This window comes from Rhodopseudomonas infernalis (genome assembly GCF_022271405.1).
GTDB classification, from domain to species: domain Bacteria; phylum Pseudomonadota; class Alphaproteobacteria; order Rhizobiales; family Xanthobacteraceae; genus Rhodopseudomonas; species Rhodopseudomonas infernalis.
In genome coordinates this window covers 1-18,116 of the sequence record NZ_JAJNAL010000003.1, presented here as the reverse complement: position 1 = coordinate 18,116, position 18,116 = coordinate 1, and the positions used below count along the sequence as shown (strand labels likewise).

At 65.6% G+C, this 18,116-nt stretch carries 13 protein-coding genes; 11 read left to right on the top strand and 2 right to left on the bottom strand.

Annotation, left to right across the window (positions count from 1 at the left end; translation table 11 throughout):
• Nucleotides 1-34 precede the first annotated feature (34 nt).
• Both murC and murB read left to right on the top strand, forming a co-directional pair.
• Nucleotides 35-1,438 carry a UDP-N-acetylmuramate--L-alanine ligase gene (murC, locus tag LPW26_RS03480; RefSeq protein ID WP_238732896.1) on the top strand — a complete coding sequence of 468 codons (1,404 nt, stop codon included), beginning with the start codon at nt 35-37 and terminating at the stop codon, nt 1,436-1,438.
• Nucleotides 1,439-1,451: 13 nt separating this feature from the next.
• On the top strand, nt 1,452-2,384 hold the full coding sequence (gene murB / locus LPW26_RS03475; protein ID WP_238732895.1) for a UDP-N-acetylmuramate dehydrogenase: 933 nt from the start codon (nt 1,452-1,454) through the stop codon (nt 2,382-2,384).
• Between the two features lie 4 nt (nt 2,385-2,388).
• On the opposite strand, the gene LPW26_RS03470 is transcribed toward murB, so the two are convergent.
• Nucleotides 2,389-3,222, bottom strand: coding sequence for a bestrophin-like domain (locus LPW26_RS03470; protein ID WP_238732894.1), 834 nt, complete (start codon nt 3,220-3,222; stop codon nt 2,389-2,391).
• 297 nt (nt 3,223-3,519) lie between these two features.
• Here LPW26_RS03470 and LPW26_RS03465 point away from each other — a divergent pair, with 297 nt between their 5' ends.
• The 8 genes from LPW26_RS03465 to recN all read left to right on the top strand — a co-directional run bounded on the left by LPW26_RS03465 (nt 3,520) and on the right by recN (nt 14,672).
• Nucleotides 3,520-4,836 carry a glycosyltransferase family 87 protein gene (locus tag LPW26_RS03465; protein ID WP_238732893.1) on the top strand — a complete coding sequence of 439 codons (1,317 nt, stop codon included), beginning with the start codon at nt 3,520-3,522 and terminating at the stop codon, nt 4,834-4,836.
• A gap of 138 nt (nt 4,837-4,974) precedes the next feature.
• Entirely contained in the window at nt 4,975-5,964 is a 990-nt protein-coding gene (locus LPW26_RS03460; protein ID WP_238732892.1) for a D-alanine--D-alanine ligase family protein, read from the top strand.
• A gap of 278 nt (nt 5,965-6,242) precedes the next feature.
• Nucleotides 6,243-7,235, top strand: coding sequence for a cell division protein FtsQ/DivIB (locus tag LPW26_RS03455; RefSeq protein ID WP_238732891.1), 993 nt, complete (start codon nt 6,243-6,245; stop codon nt 7,233-7,235).
• A complete protein-coding gene (ftsA, locus tag LPW26_RS03450; RefSeq protein WP_238732890.1) occupies nt 7,232-8,557 on the top strand; it encodes a cell division protein FtsA in 1,326 nt (441 codons plus the stop codon). The genes LPW26_RS03455 and ftsA overlap by 4 nt, the downstream gene beginning before the upstream one ends.
• 93 nt (nt 8,558-8,650) lie before the next feature.
• Complete coding sequence (gene ftsZ / locus LPW26_RS03445; RefSeq protein ID WP_238732889.1) at nt 8,651-10,429, top strand: cell division protein FtsZ; 1,779 nt, start codon at nt 8,651-8,653, stop codon at nt 10,427-10,429.
• 362 nt (nt 10,430-10,791) lie between these two features.
• Nucleotides 10,792-11,754, top strand: a complete 963-nt coding sequence (lpxC, locus tag LPW26_RS03440) for a UDP-3-O-acyl-N-acetylglucosamine deacetylase (protein ID WP_238732888.1) — start codon at nt 10,792-10,794, stop codon at nt 11,752-11,754.
• 314 nt (nt 11,755-12,068) lie between these two features.
• Nucleotides 12,069-12,974, top strand: a complete 906-nt coding sequence (locus LPW26_RS03435) for an outer membrane protein assembly factor BamD (RefSeq protein ID WP_238732887.1) — start codon at nt 12,069-12,071, stop codon at nt 12,972-12,974.
• Nucleotides 12,975-12,986: 12 nt separating this feature from the next.
• Complete coding sequence (gene recN / locus LPW26_RS03430; protein ID WP_238732886.1) at nt 12,987-14,672, top strand: DNA repair protein RecN; 1,686 nt, start codon at nt 12,987-12,989, stop codon at nt 14,670-14,672.
• Nucleotides 14,673-14,846: 174 nt separating this feature from the next.
• On the opposite strand, the gene LPW26_RS03425 is transcribed toward recN, so the two are convergent.
• On the bottom strand, nt 14,847-15,134 hold the full coding sequence (locus LPW26_RS03425; RefSeq protein WP_238732885.1) for a GIY-YIG nuclease family protein: 288 nt from the start codon (nt 15,132-15,134) through the stop codon (nt 14,847-14,849).
• 187 nt (nt 15,135-15,321) lie between these two features.
• Between LPW26_RS03425 and ligA the strand changes: the two genes are divergently transcribed.
• A complete protein-coding gene (gene ligA / locus LPW26_RS03420; RefSeq protein ID WP_238732884.1) occupies nt 15,322-17,664 on the top strand; it encodes an NAD-dependent DNA ligase LigA in 2,343 nt (780 codons plus the stop codon).
• Nucleotides 17,665-18,116 lie beyond the last annotated feature (452 nt).

The window sequence follows — 18,116 nt, the reverse complement described above, 5'->3', positions numbered from 1 at the left end:
CGGGCCAGTCGACCGAGCTTGAGAGACTTTTGCCATGAGACTGCCGCGCGAGATCGGACCCATTCACTTCGTCGGGATCGGCGGCATCGGCATGAGCGGTATCGCCGAGGTGCTGTGTAACCTCGGTTACACGGTGCAGGGCTCCGACGCCTCCGAGAGCGCCAACGTCAACCGGCTGCGCGAGAAGGGCATTCAGATCCACGTCGGCCATCAGGCCGACAACATCACCGGCGCCGACGTGCTGGTGGTGTCGACGGCGATCAAGCGCGACAATCCGGAACTGCTGGCAGCGCGGGCGCAACGCATTCCGGTGGTCCGCCGCGCCGAGATGCTGGCCGAGCTGATGCGACTGAAGAGCTGCGTCGCGATCGCCGGCACGCATGGCAAGACCACGACGACCTCGATGGTGGCGGCGCTGCTCGACGCCGGCGACCTCGATCCGACCGTGATCAACGGTGGCATCATCAACGCCTACGGCACCAATGCGCGGCTCGGCGCCGGCGACTGGATGGTGGTGGAGGCTGACGAGAGCGACGGCACCTTCCTCAAGCTGCCCGCCGACGTGGCGATCGTCACCAATGTCGACCCCGAGCATCTCGATCACTTCAAGACCTTCGACGCCGTGCAGGAAGCGTTCCGCACCTTCGTCGAGAACGTGCCGTTCTACGGCTTCGCGGTGATGTGCATCGATCATCCGGTGGTGCAGACGCTGGTCGGCAAGATCGAGGATCGCCGCATCATCACCTATGGCGAGAACCCGCAGGCAGACGCGCGATTGATCGATCTCATGCCGTCGGGCGCCGGCTCGACCTTCAAGGTTGCCTTCCGTGACCGCAAGGCCGGCACGGCGCATGAAATCGCTGATCTGCTGGTGCCGATGCCTGGCCGCCACAACGCGCTGAATGCAACGGCGGCCATCGCGGTGGCGCACGAGCTCGGGTTGAGCGACGAAACCATCCGCAAGGCGCTGGCCGGATTCGGCGGCGTGCGCCGGCGCTTCACCAAGACCGGGGAGTGGAATGGCGTCACCATCATCGACGATTACGGCCATCACCCGGTCGAGATCGCAGCGGTGCTGAAGGCGGCCCGTGAATCGACCGCCGGCAAGGTGGTCGCCGTGGTGCAGCCGCATCGCTTCACCCGCCTGCAGTCGCTGTTCGAAGAGTTCTGCACCTGCTTCAACGACGCCGACACCGTGATCGTCGCCGACGTCTATGCGGCCGGCGAGGCGCCGATCGAGGGCATCGATCGCGATCACTTCGTGCTCGGCTTGCGCGCACACGGCCACCGCGAAGTTATTCCGCTGCAGGACTCCGCTTCGCTCGCCGGGGTCGTTGCCGGGGTGGCGAAGAGCGGCGACTACGTGGTCTGCCTCGGCGCCGGCAACATCACCCAATGGGCCTACGCGCTGCCGGGCGAACTGAAGGCACTCGGATGACGGTCGTGACGTCATGAGCTTTCCCGATCTCATTCCCGATCTGAAAGCCGCAATGCCGGAGCTGCGCGGGCGACTCCTCGGCAACGAGTCGCTGGCGCCGCTGACGTGGTTTCGGGTCGGTGGGCCTGCGCAGGTGCTGTTCACGCCGGCAGATGCGGATGATCTCGGTTACTTCATGTCGCAGCTGCCGGCCGAGGTGCCGGTGTTGTGTATCGGCGTTGGATCCAATCTGATCGTGCGTGACGGCGGACTGCCGGGCGTGGTGATCCGGCTGGCGCCGCGCGGCTTCGGCGAGGTGCGTTCGGACGGCGAGGTGGTTCATGCCGGCTCTGCGGCGCTCGATAAACGCGTGGCCGAAACCGCGGCTGCGGTCGGTCTCGGCGGGCTGGAGTTCTACTACGGCATCCCTGGCACGGTCGGCGGCGCGCTGCGGATGAACGCAGGCGCCAACGGACGCGAAACGCGAGAAGTGCTGATCGATGCAACGGCGATCGATCGCAGCGGCCGTAAGCATGTGCTCGACAATGCGGCGATGCAGTTTTCCTATCGACATAGCGGCGCCGACACCGGACTGATCTTCACATCCGCGCGGTTTCGCGGCACGCCGGCCTCAGCGGACGCGATCCGGGCCAAGATGAACGAGGTGCAGGCGCATCGTGAAATGGCGCAGCCGATCCGCGAGAAGACCGGCGGCTCGACCTTCAAGAATCCGCCCGGTCACAGCGCCTGGAAACTGATCGATGCCGCAGGCTGCCGCGGCCTCAGGATCGGCGGAGCGCAAGTTTCGGAGATGCACTGCAACTTCCTGATCAACACCGGCGAAGCCACCGCGGCCGATATCGAGACGCTCGGTGACACCGTGCGCGAGCGCGTCAAGGCGCAGTCGGGCGTCGAACTGCAGTGGGAGATCAAGCGCATCGGCGTCGCTGCCGCCGCCGCTCGCTGAGCGATTACTTCGCGGCCGGAGGCGGCGACGGCGCCACCGGGGGCTGGGCCGATGGCGGCAAGGCCGGTGTGTCCGGCAGCGTTATCACGTGTTCGAGCGGTGCCGATGATACCCGAAACACGCCGCTGAACGGATCCTCCTGCAATGCGATCAGTCCGAGCGCGACGACGGCTCCGGTCGCGAACACCGACAGCGCGGCCGCCATCGCCCGCGGTTTCTCCAGATGCACCAGCGTTAGCGCAACCTGCGTGATGATGCCGAGCAGCAGCACCGAAATCCATTTCAGCTCGCTCGTGCGATCGGTGGACAGGCTGAGCCGCGAGTTCCGCGCGGTTCCGACCCGGACCGCGGCGCTTAGCATCGCGACATGCACCGCCGCGCTCGCGTCACGGCTGATGCCGGGATCGCTAAGCTGCGTCAGAAGTTCGTCGTAAGCTTCCGTGGTGATTGGCGCGCTCTCGCCGCGTGAGGCTGGCCACTCCTCGTGCACCACCGACTTGGCGTAATCCTTCAATGCGATGCGGATCTTGTGCATGTCGGTGACCGACGCGACGCTCAGCGTATAGAGGTTCTGCAATTCGCCGGCCTCGCTCTGCACCGCGCTGGTCGCCCGGCGGTTGCGCTCGGTGACCTCGTAGCCGAGAAAGCCGGTGAGCAGGCTGAACAGCACGGCAACCGACGAAAAGAACGGTGCCACGACGCCGTTGAGCTTCGAGATCGATCCACGCATCGGGGAGACGAAAGTCACAAGGACCAGCGTGAGTGCGACGCCATAATACAGCAGCGCCAACGTCACAAAGGTACCGGTGGTGGAGAGGTCGAGCCAAGCCCTGATCATCGTGGTTCCCGTAACTCGGTCGTTCGATCTGCTGCCCATAATTCATGCAGCGAATCGCGCGGTCTAATCTGCTTCTCAGGCGGCGAACATTGACCCGATTAGCTGCCGTCGTCCACCGTGGCTGGTCGCGTTGACTTTCGCGTTTGGGAAGCGATGTGGGCGCAGCTCTCGGCTGCGGAAGCACGGAATTGGTCCGGGTTGTGGAGCGTCGTCTCCTTCACCTAGACTGACTGATCGACGCCATGTTTCTGCCGGGCCGGCGTGGCACTCCCCGGACCGACGGACTGGAGCGATCTTGTGGATCGACAATTTGCGCCGCGACTGCGGCACTTGCATTGGTACGAAATCGCGTTCATCGGCCTGGTGGGGCTTGCTTTAGGCATTTATCTGCCGATCGTGGTCAAGCGTTCGGCCGTGCAGGGCCTCGGCGACGTGCAGGTCTTCTTCCGCGCCGGCTGGGCGGTGTGGACCGGCTATCCATTGTACGAGGTCGCCGATCATCACGGCTGGACCTACCATTATCCGCCATTTTTCGCGCTGTTGATGGGGCCGTTCGGCCACCCGCTCGATGGCTATCCGAAGCCATCCTGGACGATGCCGCTGCCGATGTCGGTCGCGGTCTGGTACACGTTCAGCGTCGCGGCTTTGCTGATGGCCGTCGATTGGTGGGCGAGGGCTCTCGAGCGCAGCGCGCCGGCGCTTGCCCAGACCGCGTGGAGCGGCTGGTGGATGCTGCGGCTCGGCCCGATCGCGGCGCTGATGCCGTTCATCGGCGACGGCTTCGGCCGCGGCCAACCGAGCGCGCTGGTGCTGCTGACGATGGTGGCTTTTCTGGCTCTTTATGTGCGCGGCCGGATCTACAGCGCCGCATTGGCGCTGGCGCTCGGGTTCACCATCAAACTGTTTCCGCTGGTGCTGTTGATGTTTCCATTGCTGCGGCGGGACGTCAAAACCCTGCTTGCGACCGCTGGCTTCAGCATAGTGTTTCTGTTTGTCGTGCCGATGCTGTGCCTCGGCCCGGCCGAAGTGGCGAAGCTCTACACGGCGATGTGGACGCAGCACCTCAGCGGGATTTTTACGGGAACTCCGAACGACAAGATCGCCGCCGAGATCACATTCACTTCCTACGACATGCTGAGCATCGGCGCGATGCTCGCCCGGATAGGTGCCGGCGGACTACCAGTCGACGACAAGCTGCCGGCCTTCGCGACGTTCGGTCAGCTGGCGTTCGACGCCGTGTTCGTGGCCGCTTTGCTGCGGTTCGGTCACGGGAAGTTCTGGCGACTGCAAGGTCCGCAGCCGCCGCTGTCGGAGGCGCTGCTGATCGGTGGCGCGATTGTGTGCGCCTCGTTGCCCGTGCTGCTGTCGGTGTCGCAACCGAACTACGTTGCCTTCGTGGCGCCGCTGGTCGCGGTGGTGCAACTCGACGAATGGCGGCGCAACGGCGAGGTACGGGCCGTGCCAGCGCTGATCGCGTGGGCGGGCGTGATGTGGCTCGGCATGGTCGCGACCGAGGGCGGATTATGGCAGCCGTTGCGTGTCGTGGGGCTGGCGACCCCCGCGATCGTTGTCCTGCTCGGCTGGGGATTCGTCTGCCTGCGCCGCGCGCGCTGAGGAACCTGCGACGTCACAGGTTCCGAAGCGGTACCCTTCGGCTTCTCCGAATCAACCAAATCGGGGACATTGCGTCCGCGCCGGCCCGCGCTGCACGGACCACACTGATCCAACAGGGACCGCCCGGCGGACCGATTTATGCGACAGACGATTCTCTTCGGTGGCACCAGCAAGGAGCGGCTGGTGTCGGTTGCTTCGGCGCAGGCGCTGCACGCGGCGCTACCGGACGCCGACCTGTGGTTCTGGAATGACGACGACCATGTTTATGCGGTGACGCCGGAGGCGCTGCTGGCGCACACCCGGCCGTTCGAGGAAGCCTTTCGGCCTGCTGGCGCTGCGCTCGGCGTGCTGGCCGAAGCGCTTGATCGCGCTGCCACCGAACAGCGGCTGCTGGTGCTCGGCCTGCACGGCGGCGTCGCCGAGAACGGCGAACTGCAGGCGATGTGCGAGATGAGGTCGGTGCCGTTCACCGGCTCCGGCGCAGCGGCGTCGCATCTGGCGTTCGACAAGATCGCCGCCAAGCGCTTCGCCGCGATTGCCGGCGTCCGTGCGCCGGTCAGCATCGCGCTGGCCGAGGCCGAGGCCGCGCTCGAAGCGCACGGCCGGCTGATCGCCAAGCCGACGCGCGACGGCTCAAGCTACGGCCTGTTCTTCATCAACGCCAAACAGGATCTGGTCGCGGTGCGGAATGCCGCCAGGACGGAAGACTATCTGATCGAGACGTTCGTCTCCGGCATCGAGGCGACCTGCGGGGTGCTGGAGCAGGCGGATGGCTCGCTGGTGGCGCTGCCGCCGATCGAGATCGTGCCGGCGGAGGGCGGGTTCGACTACACGGCGAAATATCTCGCCAAATCGACCCAGGAGATCTGCCCAGGGCGGTTCGCTCCCGAGGTCTCGGCGGTGATCATGGATTATGCCGTGAGGGCGCATCGGGTGATGGGCTGCCGGGGCTACTCGCGGTCCGATTTCATCGTCGCCCCCGATGGGCCGATCTTCCTGGAAACCAATACGTTGCCCGGCCTGACCAAGGCTTCGCTGTATCCCAAGGCATTGCAAGCGCAGGGCGTCGCATTCGCCGACTTCCTGGACGGCCAGATTGCGCTCGCGGAGCAGGCTCTCCGGCGTTAACGACCGCGTTGCCGGATCGCTGCGGAACCGCTGCAGAATTGCCGCTGCGGAGCCCAAATCCCTCATGAATCGCAACAAATCCAGCCCTGAGTCGGCGACCTTTACTTTTTGTTTACCAGTAGGGCCGAAGGTTAACGCTGGCCGCGCATTCGGGCGCTCGGCTGCCGAGGCGCGACCGGGCGGACATTCCGTCCCGCGATCGATTCTCGAGCGGCACCGAGATGTCCCTTGCGCCTGAGCCCGGTTGGTTGCGGGCCTAACGTGTATGAGCTTGTGCAATGGATGGTGGAGGGCGCCTCGCCCGGTCGTCGCGGCTGTCGGGGTTTCAGTCTGACCTGAAAGCGGTCGCGGTTGCGATCGTCGCACTGCTGCGCCATCGCTGGGCGCGCCGCAAACGGCCGGAAGCGCGTCCGACTCGTCTGGTCCGTCCCGAGCCCGTGCCCGGCTTCATCGCCACGCTGGAGAAATATACGCCCCGGCGGATCGGCGTGTTCGCAACGCTGTTCATCCTGCTCGGCAGCGCCGGCCTCGGCATCGTCAAGGGCGGCCACGTCGACGAGTTCGTGCAGGGGCTCGACGATGCCCGCAACGCGGTCGCCAACATCGCCGGCTTTCGCATTCACCAGGTCGCGATCAGCGGCCGCAAGCAGCTCACGCAGGACGAAGTGCTGGCGATCGGCGGCGTCACCGGCCGATCGTCGCTGCTGTTCCTGGACGCCGCGGCGGTGCGCGACAAGCTGAAGGCCAATCCGTGGATCGCCGATGCCACGGTGCTGAAATTCTATCCGGGTGAGCTGCAGATCGACATCGTCGAGCGCACCGCCTTCGCGCGCTGGCAGCTCGAAGGCCGCACCGTCGTGATCGCCGACGACGGCGCCGTACTCGAGCCCTATGTGGCGAAGCGCTTCATGTCGCTGCCTCTGGTGGTCGGGAAGGGCGCGGAGACCCGCGCCAAGGACTTCCTCGCGCTGCTCGATCGCTATCCGCAGGTGAAGCCGCAGATTCGCGCCATCGCCTTGGTCGGTGAACGGCGCTGGAATGTCTGGCTGAGCACGGGGCTGGTGATCCGGCTGCCGGAGCAGGAAGTCGGCAACTCGCTGGCGACGCTCACCAGGCTCGATCAGGAAGACAAGCTGTTCTCGCGCGACATCACCACGATCGACATGCGGTTGCCGGACCGGCTCACGGTGCGGCTGTCCGACGCGGCCGCGAAGGCGCGCGAAGACCTGTTCAAGGACAAGAAGTCCAAAAAGAAGGCTGGTGACGCGTGACCGGCTTCGATCGTACTCAGACGCCGAAGACCCGCCCGATGCCGCCGCATCGCACCGCGATGGTGGCGTCGCTCGACATCGGCACCAGCAAGATCGCCTGCATGATCGCGCGGCTCAAGCCGTGCCCGCCGAAGGACGCGCTGCGCGGTCGCAGTCACGCCATCGAACTCGTCGGCTACAGCCAGATCCAGTCGCGCGGCGTCAAGGCCGGCGCGGTCGTTGACATGGTCGAGTGCGAGAAGGCGATCCGCCATGCCGTCGCGCTCGCCGAGCGCATGGCCAAGGTGCGGGTCGAATCCGTGCTGCTGTCGGTCTCTGCCGGCCGGCTGCAGGGGCAGTTGATCGAAGCGGCTGCAGATATCAAGGGCGGCGCGGTCAATTCCGACGACGTCAGCCGGGTCACCTCGACCGGCATGCATCACGCCACCGCGCCCGGCCGCGCCGTGCTGCACGCGCTGCCGGTCGGCTACACGCTCGACGGCGTCAAAGGCATCCGCGATCCGAAGGGCATGGTGGCGCGGCAGTTCGGCGTCGACATGAATGTCGTCACCTCCGACGCCACCGTCGCCAAGAACATCATGCTGGCGGTCGAGCGCTGCCATCTCAACGTCGAGGCGATGGCGGCGAGCCCTTACGTTGCAGGCCTTTCCGTGCTGACCGACGACGAAGCCGATCTCGGCGCGGCGCTGATCGAGATGGGGGCGGGCACCACCACGATGGCGGTCTATTCGGGCGGCCGCTTCGTGCATGCCAGCGGCTTCGCGCTCGGCGGTCACCACATCACGATGGATCTCGCTCGCGGATTAAGCGCGTGCATTGCGGATGCAGAGCGAATCAAGACGTTATATGGCACGGTACTAACCGGCGGTTCTGACGCGCGCGAACTGATGACGATTCCGGCCGCCGGAGACAACGAGCGGGACACGCCCCAGCTCATCTCCCGCGCCACGATCGCGAACATCATCCGGCATCGCGCCGAGGAGATTTTTGAGATGGTCAGGGACCGGCTGGCGGATTCGCCGTTTGCTGCTGAGCCGCGAGCCCGCGTGGTTCTGAGCGGCGGCGCGTCGCAACTCACCGGCATCCCCGAACTCGCCACCCGCATTCTCGGCCGCCCGGTGCGGGTCGGCCGTCCGCTCGGCTTCGGCCGGCTTCCGACCGAAGCAAAGAGCGCATCCTTTGCGGTTCCCACCGGCCTGCTGGTCTATCCGCAATACGCCCATCTGGAACACATCGAGCCGCGGCACGCCCGCCCTGTTCGCAGTGCCGACCACGCCGGTTACTTCGGCAAGGTCGGTCGCTGGCTCCGCGAGGGCTTCTGATGACTCTTTTCCGCCCCCTTCCGCCATCACAGATTGTCCAGGCCGTCTGCCGGGCACTTCACGAACCAACGCGCGCGTAATCGAGAGGCAACCATGACCATCAATCTCAACGTTCCTGACATTCGCGAGCTGCGGCCCCGGATCACTGTGTTCGGCGTCGGCGGTGCCGGCGGCAACGCGGTCAACAACATGATCACCGCCGGCCTCGACGGCGTTGATTTCGTGGTCGCCAACACCGATGCGCAGGCGCTGACGATGTCGAAGGCGCAGCGGCTGATTCAGATGGGCACGCAGGTGACCCAGGGTCTCGGCGCCGGTTCGCAGCCCGATGTCGGCTCTGCTGCAGCGCAGGAAGTCATTGACGAGATTCGCGATCACCTCACCGGCGCCAACATGGTGTTCGTCACCGCCGGCATGGGCGGCGGCACCGGCACCGGCGCCGCGCCGGTGATCGCCAAGGCCGCGCGCGAGATGGGCATCCTGACCGTCGGCGTCGTCACCAAGCCGTTCCATTTCGAGGGCGCGCGCCGGATGCGGACCGCTGAGTCCGGCATCACCGAGCTGCACAAAGTCGTCGATACGCTGCTGATCATCCCGAACCAGAATCTGTTCCGGGTCGCCAACGAGAAGACCACCTTCGCCGATGCCTTCGCGATGGCCGACCAGGTGCTGTATTCGGGGGTCGCCTGCATCACCGACCTGATGGTCAAGGAAGGCCTGATCAACCTCGACTTCGCCGACGTCCGCGCCGTGATGCGCGAGATGGGCAAGGCGATGATGGGCACCGGCGAAGCCTCCGGCGAGAAGCGCGCGCTGACCGCCGCCGAAGCCGCGATCGCCAATCCGCTGATCGACGACTCGTCGATGAAGGGCGCCCGCGGCCTCTTGATCTCGATCACCGGCGGCAAGGACCTGACGCTGTTCGAAGTCGACGAAGCCGCCACCCGCATCCGCGAGGAAGTCGATCAGGACGCCAACATCATCGTCGGCGCCACCTTCGACGAGAGCCTCGACGGCATCATCCGCGTGTCGGTCGTGGCGACCGGCATCGAGCAGGCTCAGTTGTCGCGTAACGCAGCCGCGGCCGGCGCGGCTGCCCAGGCTGCTGCGCCGGCGGACAGCCGTCTGGCTGAACTGACTGCCAAGCTCCGCGCCGACAACCAGCGCATCGCCGAAGCCGCCGCCGCCCGTTCGGCGCAGGCTCCGGCGGCCGCTCCGGCCGCCCCGGCGGCGCGCAACCCGAACGTCGAACGTGCCGCGCTGGCGGCGATCGCCGCCGCGGTCAGCACCGAGCAGATGCCGGCCCCGCAGGTCGCCCAGGCCCCGATGCAGTCGGCCGCCTATGGCGATGTGACGGTTCGCACGATCCCGCAGAAGCCGTCGCTGTTCCCCGACCACGAGCAGACCCGCGCGGTGTCCGAAGAGCCGGAGACCCCCGATTCGTTCATTCCGCAGCAGCCCGACCGCGCCGCGATGCGCGCGCCGCGGATGCCGCGGTTCGACGAACTGCCGGTGCCGGCCCAGAACGAGATCCGTCAGGCCGCTCGCGGTGAGACCGACGACGAGCCGCAGAAGACCCGCCTGTCGCTGCTGCAGCGGCTGGCCAACGGCCTCAGCCGCCGCGACGACGAATCGGAGCCGGTGGCTCCCGTCCGAGTGGCCGCCGCCCCGGCGGTGCCGCAGATGCCGCCGCTGCCGGAGCGTCGGCAGCAGCGCAGCGTCGCCGAGCAGATGGGTCATGATCCGGTGTCGGAGTATGCCAAGCGCCCGCAGGGCCTCGACATCCATGGCCGTCCGGCGCCTGTTGCTCAAGCGCCACAGGGCGACGACCATCTCGATATCCCGGCCTTCCTGCGGCGCCAGGCGACCTGAACGCCCGCCACATTTCAGCCCGTGACAAGGCCCCGGAGGACCACCTCCGGGGCCATTTTCTTGTGCGCTGCAAATCGCCGAAATGATCGTAGGTAATTGATTCGAAAGGGTATTTTGAGATCCTGGAACGATAGCGAGGATCGCCTGTTGCCATCATTGCGTCCGAGTTCATGGCGGCGGCGGCGGTAATGCGGCGGAGTTGGGGTAACAATCCGTAAAAAAGCGTGAGTTGGCGCTCTTTGGGGCAGTGCTATGGTTTTTCGGACTTGGGGACGCATCGAGTCGCCCGGACAAGATCTTGAGAAAAGATCAGAAAGTGGTCCGGAGCCGACTGGCGGTGGTCATTATTGGGCGGTTTACGCATGAAATTCAGCCGGCAGACGACGCTGCGTTCGCAAGCCACGGTGACGGGCGTCGGCGTCCATTCTGGCCTTCCGGTCAATCTTACCATCGGGCCCGCATCTATTGATGCGGGTTATATTTTTGTTCGCACCGGCCTCGACGGCGCGGATCGCGAGATCAAGGCGAGCGCCAAATCGGTGGTCGCCACTGAGCTCGCCACCGTGCTGGGCGACAGCGACGGCCCACTGGTTTCTACCGCCGAGCACGTTCTTGCCGCGCTGCGCGGCATGGGCGTCGACAACGCCACCATCGAAGTCGACGGTGCCGAAGTTCCGATCATGGACGGCAGCGCCGCCCCGTTCGTCGCCGCCATCGATCAGGCCGGCCTCCGCGAACAGTCCGCGCCGCGCCGCTACATCCAGGTTCTCAAGCCCGTTCGCGTCACGCAAGGCCAATCGGTGGGCGAACTGCGCCCCCACGCCGGCGGCTTCCGAGTCGAGGTCGAGATCGACTTCGCCAATCCGGTGATCGGCAAGCAGAGCTACACCCTCGGCGTCGAGCCGGAAGCGTTTCGCCGCGAGATCGCCCGTGCCCGCACCTTCGGCTGCATGAGCGACGTGGCCCGTCTGTGGGAACTGGGCTATGCCCGCGGCGCCTCGTTCGAGAACTCGGTGGTGTTTGACGACGAGCGTCTGCTAAACGCCGAAGGCCTGCGCTACGCGGACGAATGCGCCCGCCACAAGCTGCTCGACGCCATCGGTGACCTGGCGCTGGCCGGACTGCCGATCATGGGCGCTTATCGCTCCGTCCGCGGCGGCCACAAGCTCAACCATTCGGTGCTGACCGCGCTGCTGGCGGACCGCACCAACTTCCGGGTGGTCGAAGCCGAACCGGCGCGCCGCGCGGTGCGGGGGCATGCCGAAGCCGTCACCGGTCTGGTCGGCGGCATGGTTGCGCCGGCCTACGGTCCGGACATGTCCTGATCCGCGACGGATCCGGCATCTCTCGATATAGACGTCTCTCGATCTAGAAGTCGCTCGATCTAGAAGTCGCACTGTTCAGAAGTCACACCATTTTAGCAGTCACACCGCGCAAGCCATTCTGCGTCCACGGACGTCGCCGCGCGGTCGCCTTATTCCCGGCGGAATGCCTGCTTACCCGGTTGGTCCGATAAACTTTTTCGGCTAAACAGCCGGACGGTTGACTCGATGCTTCGGGGGCAGGCCGGTCAAGCGAGCCAACATGGCTCGACCGTGCGCCGGAGCGCAACGTTCTCCAGTTGGTCAGGTTGGAATTGATGTCGGCACAGCGGCTCGGACTGCGAAACAGGTCGGACTCGCGCGGAAGCCACCGCTTCTGGCGCAGCCTTCCCCTGGTGGCCAGTCTGGCGATCATGGCGCTGCCGCTCGGCGGCTGTGGCACCGGCGCGATCTGGGACAAGTTCACGTCCAAGGACGACGACAAGTTCAACGACGAGCCGGCCGACAAGCTCTACAACGAGGGCTTGTACCTGATGAACAAGGACAAGGACCTCAAGGCCGCGTCCAAGAAATTCGAGGAAGTCGACCGTCAGCATCCGTATTCGGACTGGGCCCGCAAGTCGCTGCTGATGTCCGCCTACTCGTATTATCAAGCCGGCGACTATGACAGCTGCATCGGCTCGGCGACCCGCTACGTCACGCTCCATCCCGGCAGTCCGGACGCCGCCTATGCGCAGTATCTGATCGCGGCCTCGCATTACGACCAGATCCCCGACATCTCCCGCGATCAGGGGCGTACCGAGAAGGCGATCGCCTCGCTCGAAGAGGTGATCCGCAAATATCCGACCTCCGAATACGCCAACCAGGCCAAGCAGAAGCTGGAAGGCGCCCGCGACCAGCTCGCCGGCAAGGAGATGGATGTCGGCCGCTATTACATGAAGAAGCGCGACTACGCCGCCGCGATCAACCGCTTCAAGACCGTGGTCACGCGCTATCAGACCACCCGCCATGTCGAGGAAGCCCTGGCCCGCCTGACCGAGGCCTATATGGCGATCGGCATCGTCGGCGAGGCGCAGACCGCGGCCGCCGTGCTTGGCCACAACTTTCCTGACAGTCGCTGGTACAAAGACGCTTATAATCTTGTAAAGTCGGGCGGACTCGAACCGACCGAGAACAAGGGCTCCTGGATCAGCAAGTCCTTCAAAAAGCTCGGTCTCGGATAGGACTGACCTCACATGCTTGCCCGCCTGTCGATCCGCGATATCGTGTTGATCGAGCGGCTCGACATCGAATTTTCCCGTGGGCTCGCGGTGCTCACCGGCGAAACCGGCGCGGGCAAATCGATTCTGCTGGATGCGTTCGCGCTGGCGCTGGGCGGCCGCGGCGACGCCGCGCTGGTGCGCCACGGCGCCGAGCACGGCCAGGTCACCGCCACCTTCGATCTCGCCAAGGGGCACCCGGCATTCGCGATCCTGGCCGCCAATGGCCTCGATGATCGCGACGAGGAAGACGCCGGCGAGATGATCCTGCGCCGCGTTCAGCTCGCCGACGGCCGCACCCGCGCTTTCATCAACGATCAGTCGGTCAGTGTGCAGACCTTGAAGGCTGTCGGCGCGACGCTGGTCGAGATCCATGGCCAGCACGACGACCGCGCGCTGGTCGACGCCGCCACCCATCGCCGCCTGCTCGACGCCTTTGCCGGGCTGGAGAAGGACGTCGTGGCGCTCGAGACATTATGGGAAGGCCGCCGCAGCGCGCGCGCCGCGCTCGACGAGCACCGGGCCGGCATGGCCCGCGCCGCGCGTGAGGCCGACTATCTGCGCCACGCCTCCGACGAACTGAAGCAGCTCGCACCCCAGGATGGCGAAGAGACGTCGCTGGCCGAGCGTCGCACCACGATGATGCAGGGCGAGAAGATCGCTGCCGATCTGCGCGAGGCGCAGGAAGTGGTCGGCGGCCGTCATTCGCCGGTTGCTGCGCTGGCTTCCGCGGTGCGCCGGCTGGAGCGCCGCGCCGGCAGCGCACCGCAACTGATCGAGCCGGCCGTCAAGGCGATCGACGCCGCGCTCAATGCGCTGGAAGAGGCCGACCAGCATCTCAACGCCGCGCTCGCCGCCGCCGATTTCGACCCGCTCGAGCTGGAGCGTATCGAAGAGCGGTTGTTTGCGCTGCGCGCGGCGGCGCGAAAGTACTCGACGCCGGTCGACGGGCTGGCTGCACTGGCGGCCCAATATGCCGCCGACGTCGCGCTGATCGACGCCGGCGCCGACCAGCTGGTCGCGTTCGAGAAAGCCGCTGGCGAAGCGGATGGCCGCTACAGCGCCGCCGCCGCGAAGCTCTCCGCGGCCCGCATCAAATCGGCCGAGAAGCTCAATAAGGCGGTGAACGGCGAACTGGCGCCGCTCAAGCTCGAGCGCGCCAAGTTCATGACCCAGGTCGAGGCCGACGCTGCCACGGCGGGACCGCAGGGGATCGACCGCGTCGAATTCTGGGTTCAGACCAATCCCGGGACGCGCCCGGGCCCGATGATGAAGGTCGCCTCCGGCGGCGAGCTGTCGCGCTTCCTGCTGGCGCTGAAGGTGGTGCTGTCGGACAAGGGCTCGGCGCCGACCCTGGTGTTCGACGAGATCGACACCGGCGTCGGCGGCGCCGTTGCCGACGCCATCGGCGGCCGGCTGGCGCGGCTGGCCACCAAGGTCCAGGTCATGGCCGTCACCCACGCCCCGCAGGTCGCCGCGCGCGCCGACCAGCATCTGCTGATTTCAAAAGCCGCCCTCGACAAGGGCAAACGCGTCGCCACCCGCGTCAGCGCGCTGGAACAAGACCACCGCCGCGAAGAAATCGCGAGGATGCTGGCGGGCGCGGAGATCACCGCCGAGGCGAGGGCTGCAGCGGACCGGCTGATCAAGGCGGCGGGGTAGAATTTCTCAGCAGCAGTGCCCTGAATCTCGGGATTCCGGGTTCGCCCACCGCTGCGCGGCGGCCGCCCCGGAATGACTGGTTGAGAAGGGGGCGGCCACAAACACCGTCATTCCGGGGCGCTCGCGTCAGCGAGCGAACCCGGAATCCCGACGTTCAGGGCAGCCGGCGTCCGCCTATTGCGCGATCGTCTCGTACAGATCCTCCCACCCCGGATTGTCGCGCAGAATCAACGCCACCTTCCAGTCGCGCTGCCACTTCTTCAGCTCCTTCTCCCGCGTGATCGCCGAAATCGGGTCGTCATAAACCTCGAACCAGACCAGCCTGCTGATGTTGTATCGCGAGGTAAAACCGGGCACGGCTTTGGTCCGGTGTTCATAGACCCGACGGACGAGGTCGTTGGTCACGCCGAGATACAGTGCACCGTCTTCCCGAGTGGCGAGGAGATAGACATAATAGGCCATCGGCGCTCTCGCTCGCGGCGAGATTCCGGGTTCGCTTGCTGCGCAAGCGCCCCGGAATGACTCGCGGATAGGTTTCGTCCCACACCGTCATTCCGGGGCGGTCGCAAAGCGACCGAACCCGGAATCCCGCAGTTCGGGGCACGACCGCGAGCGTGAGCTCGCGAACCCGGAATCTCAAGCTCGACACATGATGGCCAAGACAAAACCCGCCACACCCGACATCGCCACCCTCACCAAGCCGAAGGCCAAGGTCGAGCTGACGCGGCTGCGGCTGGAGATCGAGGGCCACAACGCCGCGTACTATCAGGACGACGCGCCGAAGATTTCGGATGCGGAGTACGACGCGCTGCGGCAGCGGCTGGTGGCTATCGAGCAGAGGTTTCCCGAACTGATTGATTTGCGTTCGGTTCCAGTCTCCCGTCTCAGCGAACGGCAGGCTGAGAAAGAACTGGAGAGACTTGCTTCGGAAATCGCGGAGCATGATCGCCGATATTACCAAGAAGACGCGCCCGCAATATCTGACGCCGAATACGATGCGCTGCGAGTTCGCAATGACAGCATCGAGAATCGATTTCCCGATCTCCGTACACTCTTCAGCCCGTCCTTCCTGGTCGGTGCTCCTCCAAGGAAGGGATTTGCAAAGGTTCGCCACGCAAGGCCAATGTTCTCACTGAACAATGCGTTTAGTCGAGACGAGGTTGTGGAATTTGTGGAGCGCGTCCGCCGGTTTCTGAAGCTGCCTGGCAGCGAAGTTCTCGTTTTTGAAGCCGAGCCTAAGATTGACGGTCTCTCGATGTCGCTGCGGTACGAGCAAGGAGATTTAGTCACTGCCGCGACTCGCGGCGATAAATCTATTGGTGAGGACGTCACTGCAAACGTCCTCCAGATCCCAGAGGTGCCCCGGCGATTGAAGCGGAACCGGATTCCTGATGTGTGCGAGGTCAGAGGAGAGGTCTACATGACCCGATCGGACTTCTTCGCGCTCAACGAACGTCAGAGGGTTGTAGGCGAGAAGGTCTTCGCGAATCCACGAAATGCTGCCTCTGGATCTCTGTTGCAGAAGGATCCCAAGATCACCGGGAAGCGTCCTTTGGGGTTTTTTGCGTATGCGTGGGGGGAGATTACTGAAATGCCCGAAACCACTCAGTCAAAGATGACGGAGTGGTTTGAGACGTGTGGGTTCAAAACCAATCCGCTAGCGAAGATATGCTTCTCTGTCGAAGAACTGCTAGAATTCCATCAAGAGATTGAACTTCACCGCTCCGAGCTCGATTACGACATCGACGGCGTGGTCTACAAGGTCGACCGGCTCGATTATCAGGAGCGGCTCGGCTTCGTATCGCGCTCGCCGCGCTGGGCGATCGCGCACAAATTTGCCGCCGAACAGGCGACGACCGTGCTGGAGAAGATCGACATCCAGGTCGGCCGCACCGGCGCGATGACGCCGGTGGCGCGGCTGCAGCCGGTGACGGTCGGCGGCGTCGTGGTGCAGAACGCGACGCTGCACAACGAGGACTACATCAAGGGCCTCGGCAACGACGGCTCGCCGCTGCGCGACGGCGTCGACATCCGCGAGGGCGACACCGTGGTGGTGCAACGCGCCGGCGACGTGATTCCGCAAATCGTCAGCGTGGTGATGGAGAAGCGGCCGGACTCGGCGCAGCCTTATCACTTCCCCCATAAATGCCCGGTGTGCGGTAGCCACGCGGTGCGCGAAGAGGGCGAGGCGGTGTGGCGCTGCACCGGCGCGCTGATCTGCCCGGCGCAGGCGGTGGAACGGCTCAAGCATTTCGTGTCGCGGCTCGCCTTTGACATCGACGGCCTCGGCGAGAAGCAGATCGAGTTGTTCCACGAACGCGGTTGGGTGCAGGAGCCCGCCGACATCTTCACGCTGAGGGCACGCAATGCCGAGCTTCAGATCGAGAAGCTCGAAGGCTATGGCGAAACCTCGGTACGCAATCTGTTCGCCGCGATCGATGTGCGGCGGACGATCGAACTACACCGGCTGATCTTCGCACTCGGCATCCGCCACGTCGGCGAAGGCAACGCCAAGCTGCTGGCACGGCACTACGGCACGCTCGACGCCTTCCTCGACGCGATGCGCGCGGCCGCCGACGCGCAGACCGAGGACGGCAACACGTCCGAAGCCTATCAGGATCTCGACAACATCGCGGGTATCGGCGACGTCGTCGCCGAGGCGGTGGTCGAGTTCTTCGCCGAGACCCGCAACCGCGCCGCGCTCGATGCGCTGCTCGCCGAACTGACCGAGGTGCTGCCGGCCGCCGAAGTGAAGCGCGACACCGCCGTCGCCGGCAAGACCGTGGTGTTCACCGGCTCGCTGACGAAATTCACCCGCGACGAAGCCAAGGCCGCCGCCGAGCGACTCGGCGCCAAGGTTGCGGGCTCGGTTTCGAAGAAGACCGACTACGTGGTGGCCGGCGAGGACGCCGGCTCGAAGCTGACCAAGGCCCGCGACCTCGGCGTGGCGGTGCTGACCGAGGACGAGTGGTTGGCGCTGATCGGGGGATAGTTGGGCGGCCAGTATCGCCACGCACCACATCGTCATCGCCCGCGCAGGCGGGCGACCCAGTATCCCAGAGCATTGGCGGTGAAGCACCATCCTCTCCGCGAGTCATTCCGGGGCGCGCAGCGAAGCTGTGCGAACCCGGAATCTCGATGTTCTTGGGCACGGTGCTTCACCGCGCGAGATTCCGGGTTCGCCCGCCGCTGCGGGGCGGCCGCCCCGGAATGACTCGGGGAGGGACGGGGGGCCGAGCCCGGGGCATCATCCCGCCGCGCGCCGAAGCGACACGAACTCTTTGGCCCCACCGACCGTCATTCCGGGGCGCTCGCGTCAGCGAGCGAACCCGGAATCCCGAGGTTCAGGGCACCCGGTATCAGCCGCGCCGCCGAGATTCCGGGTTCGTGGGGGGGGGGGGGGGGGGGCCCCCCGCGGGGGGGGGGGGGGGGGGTGTGGGGGGG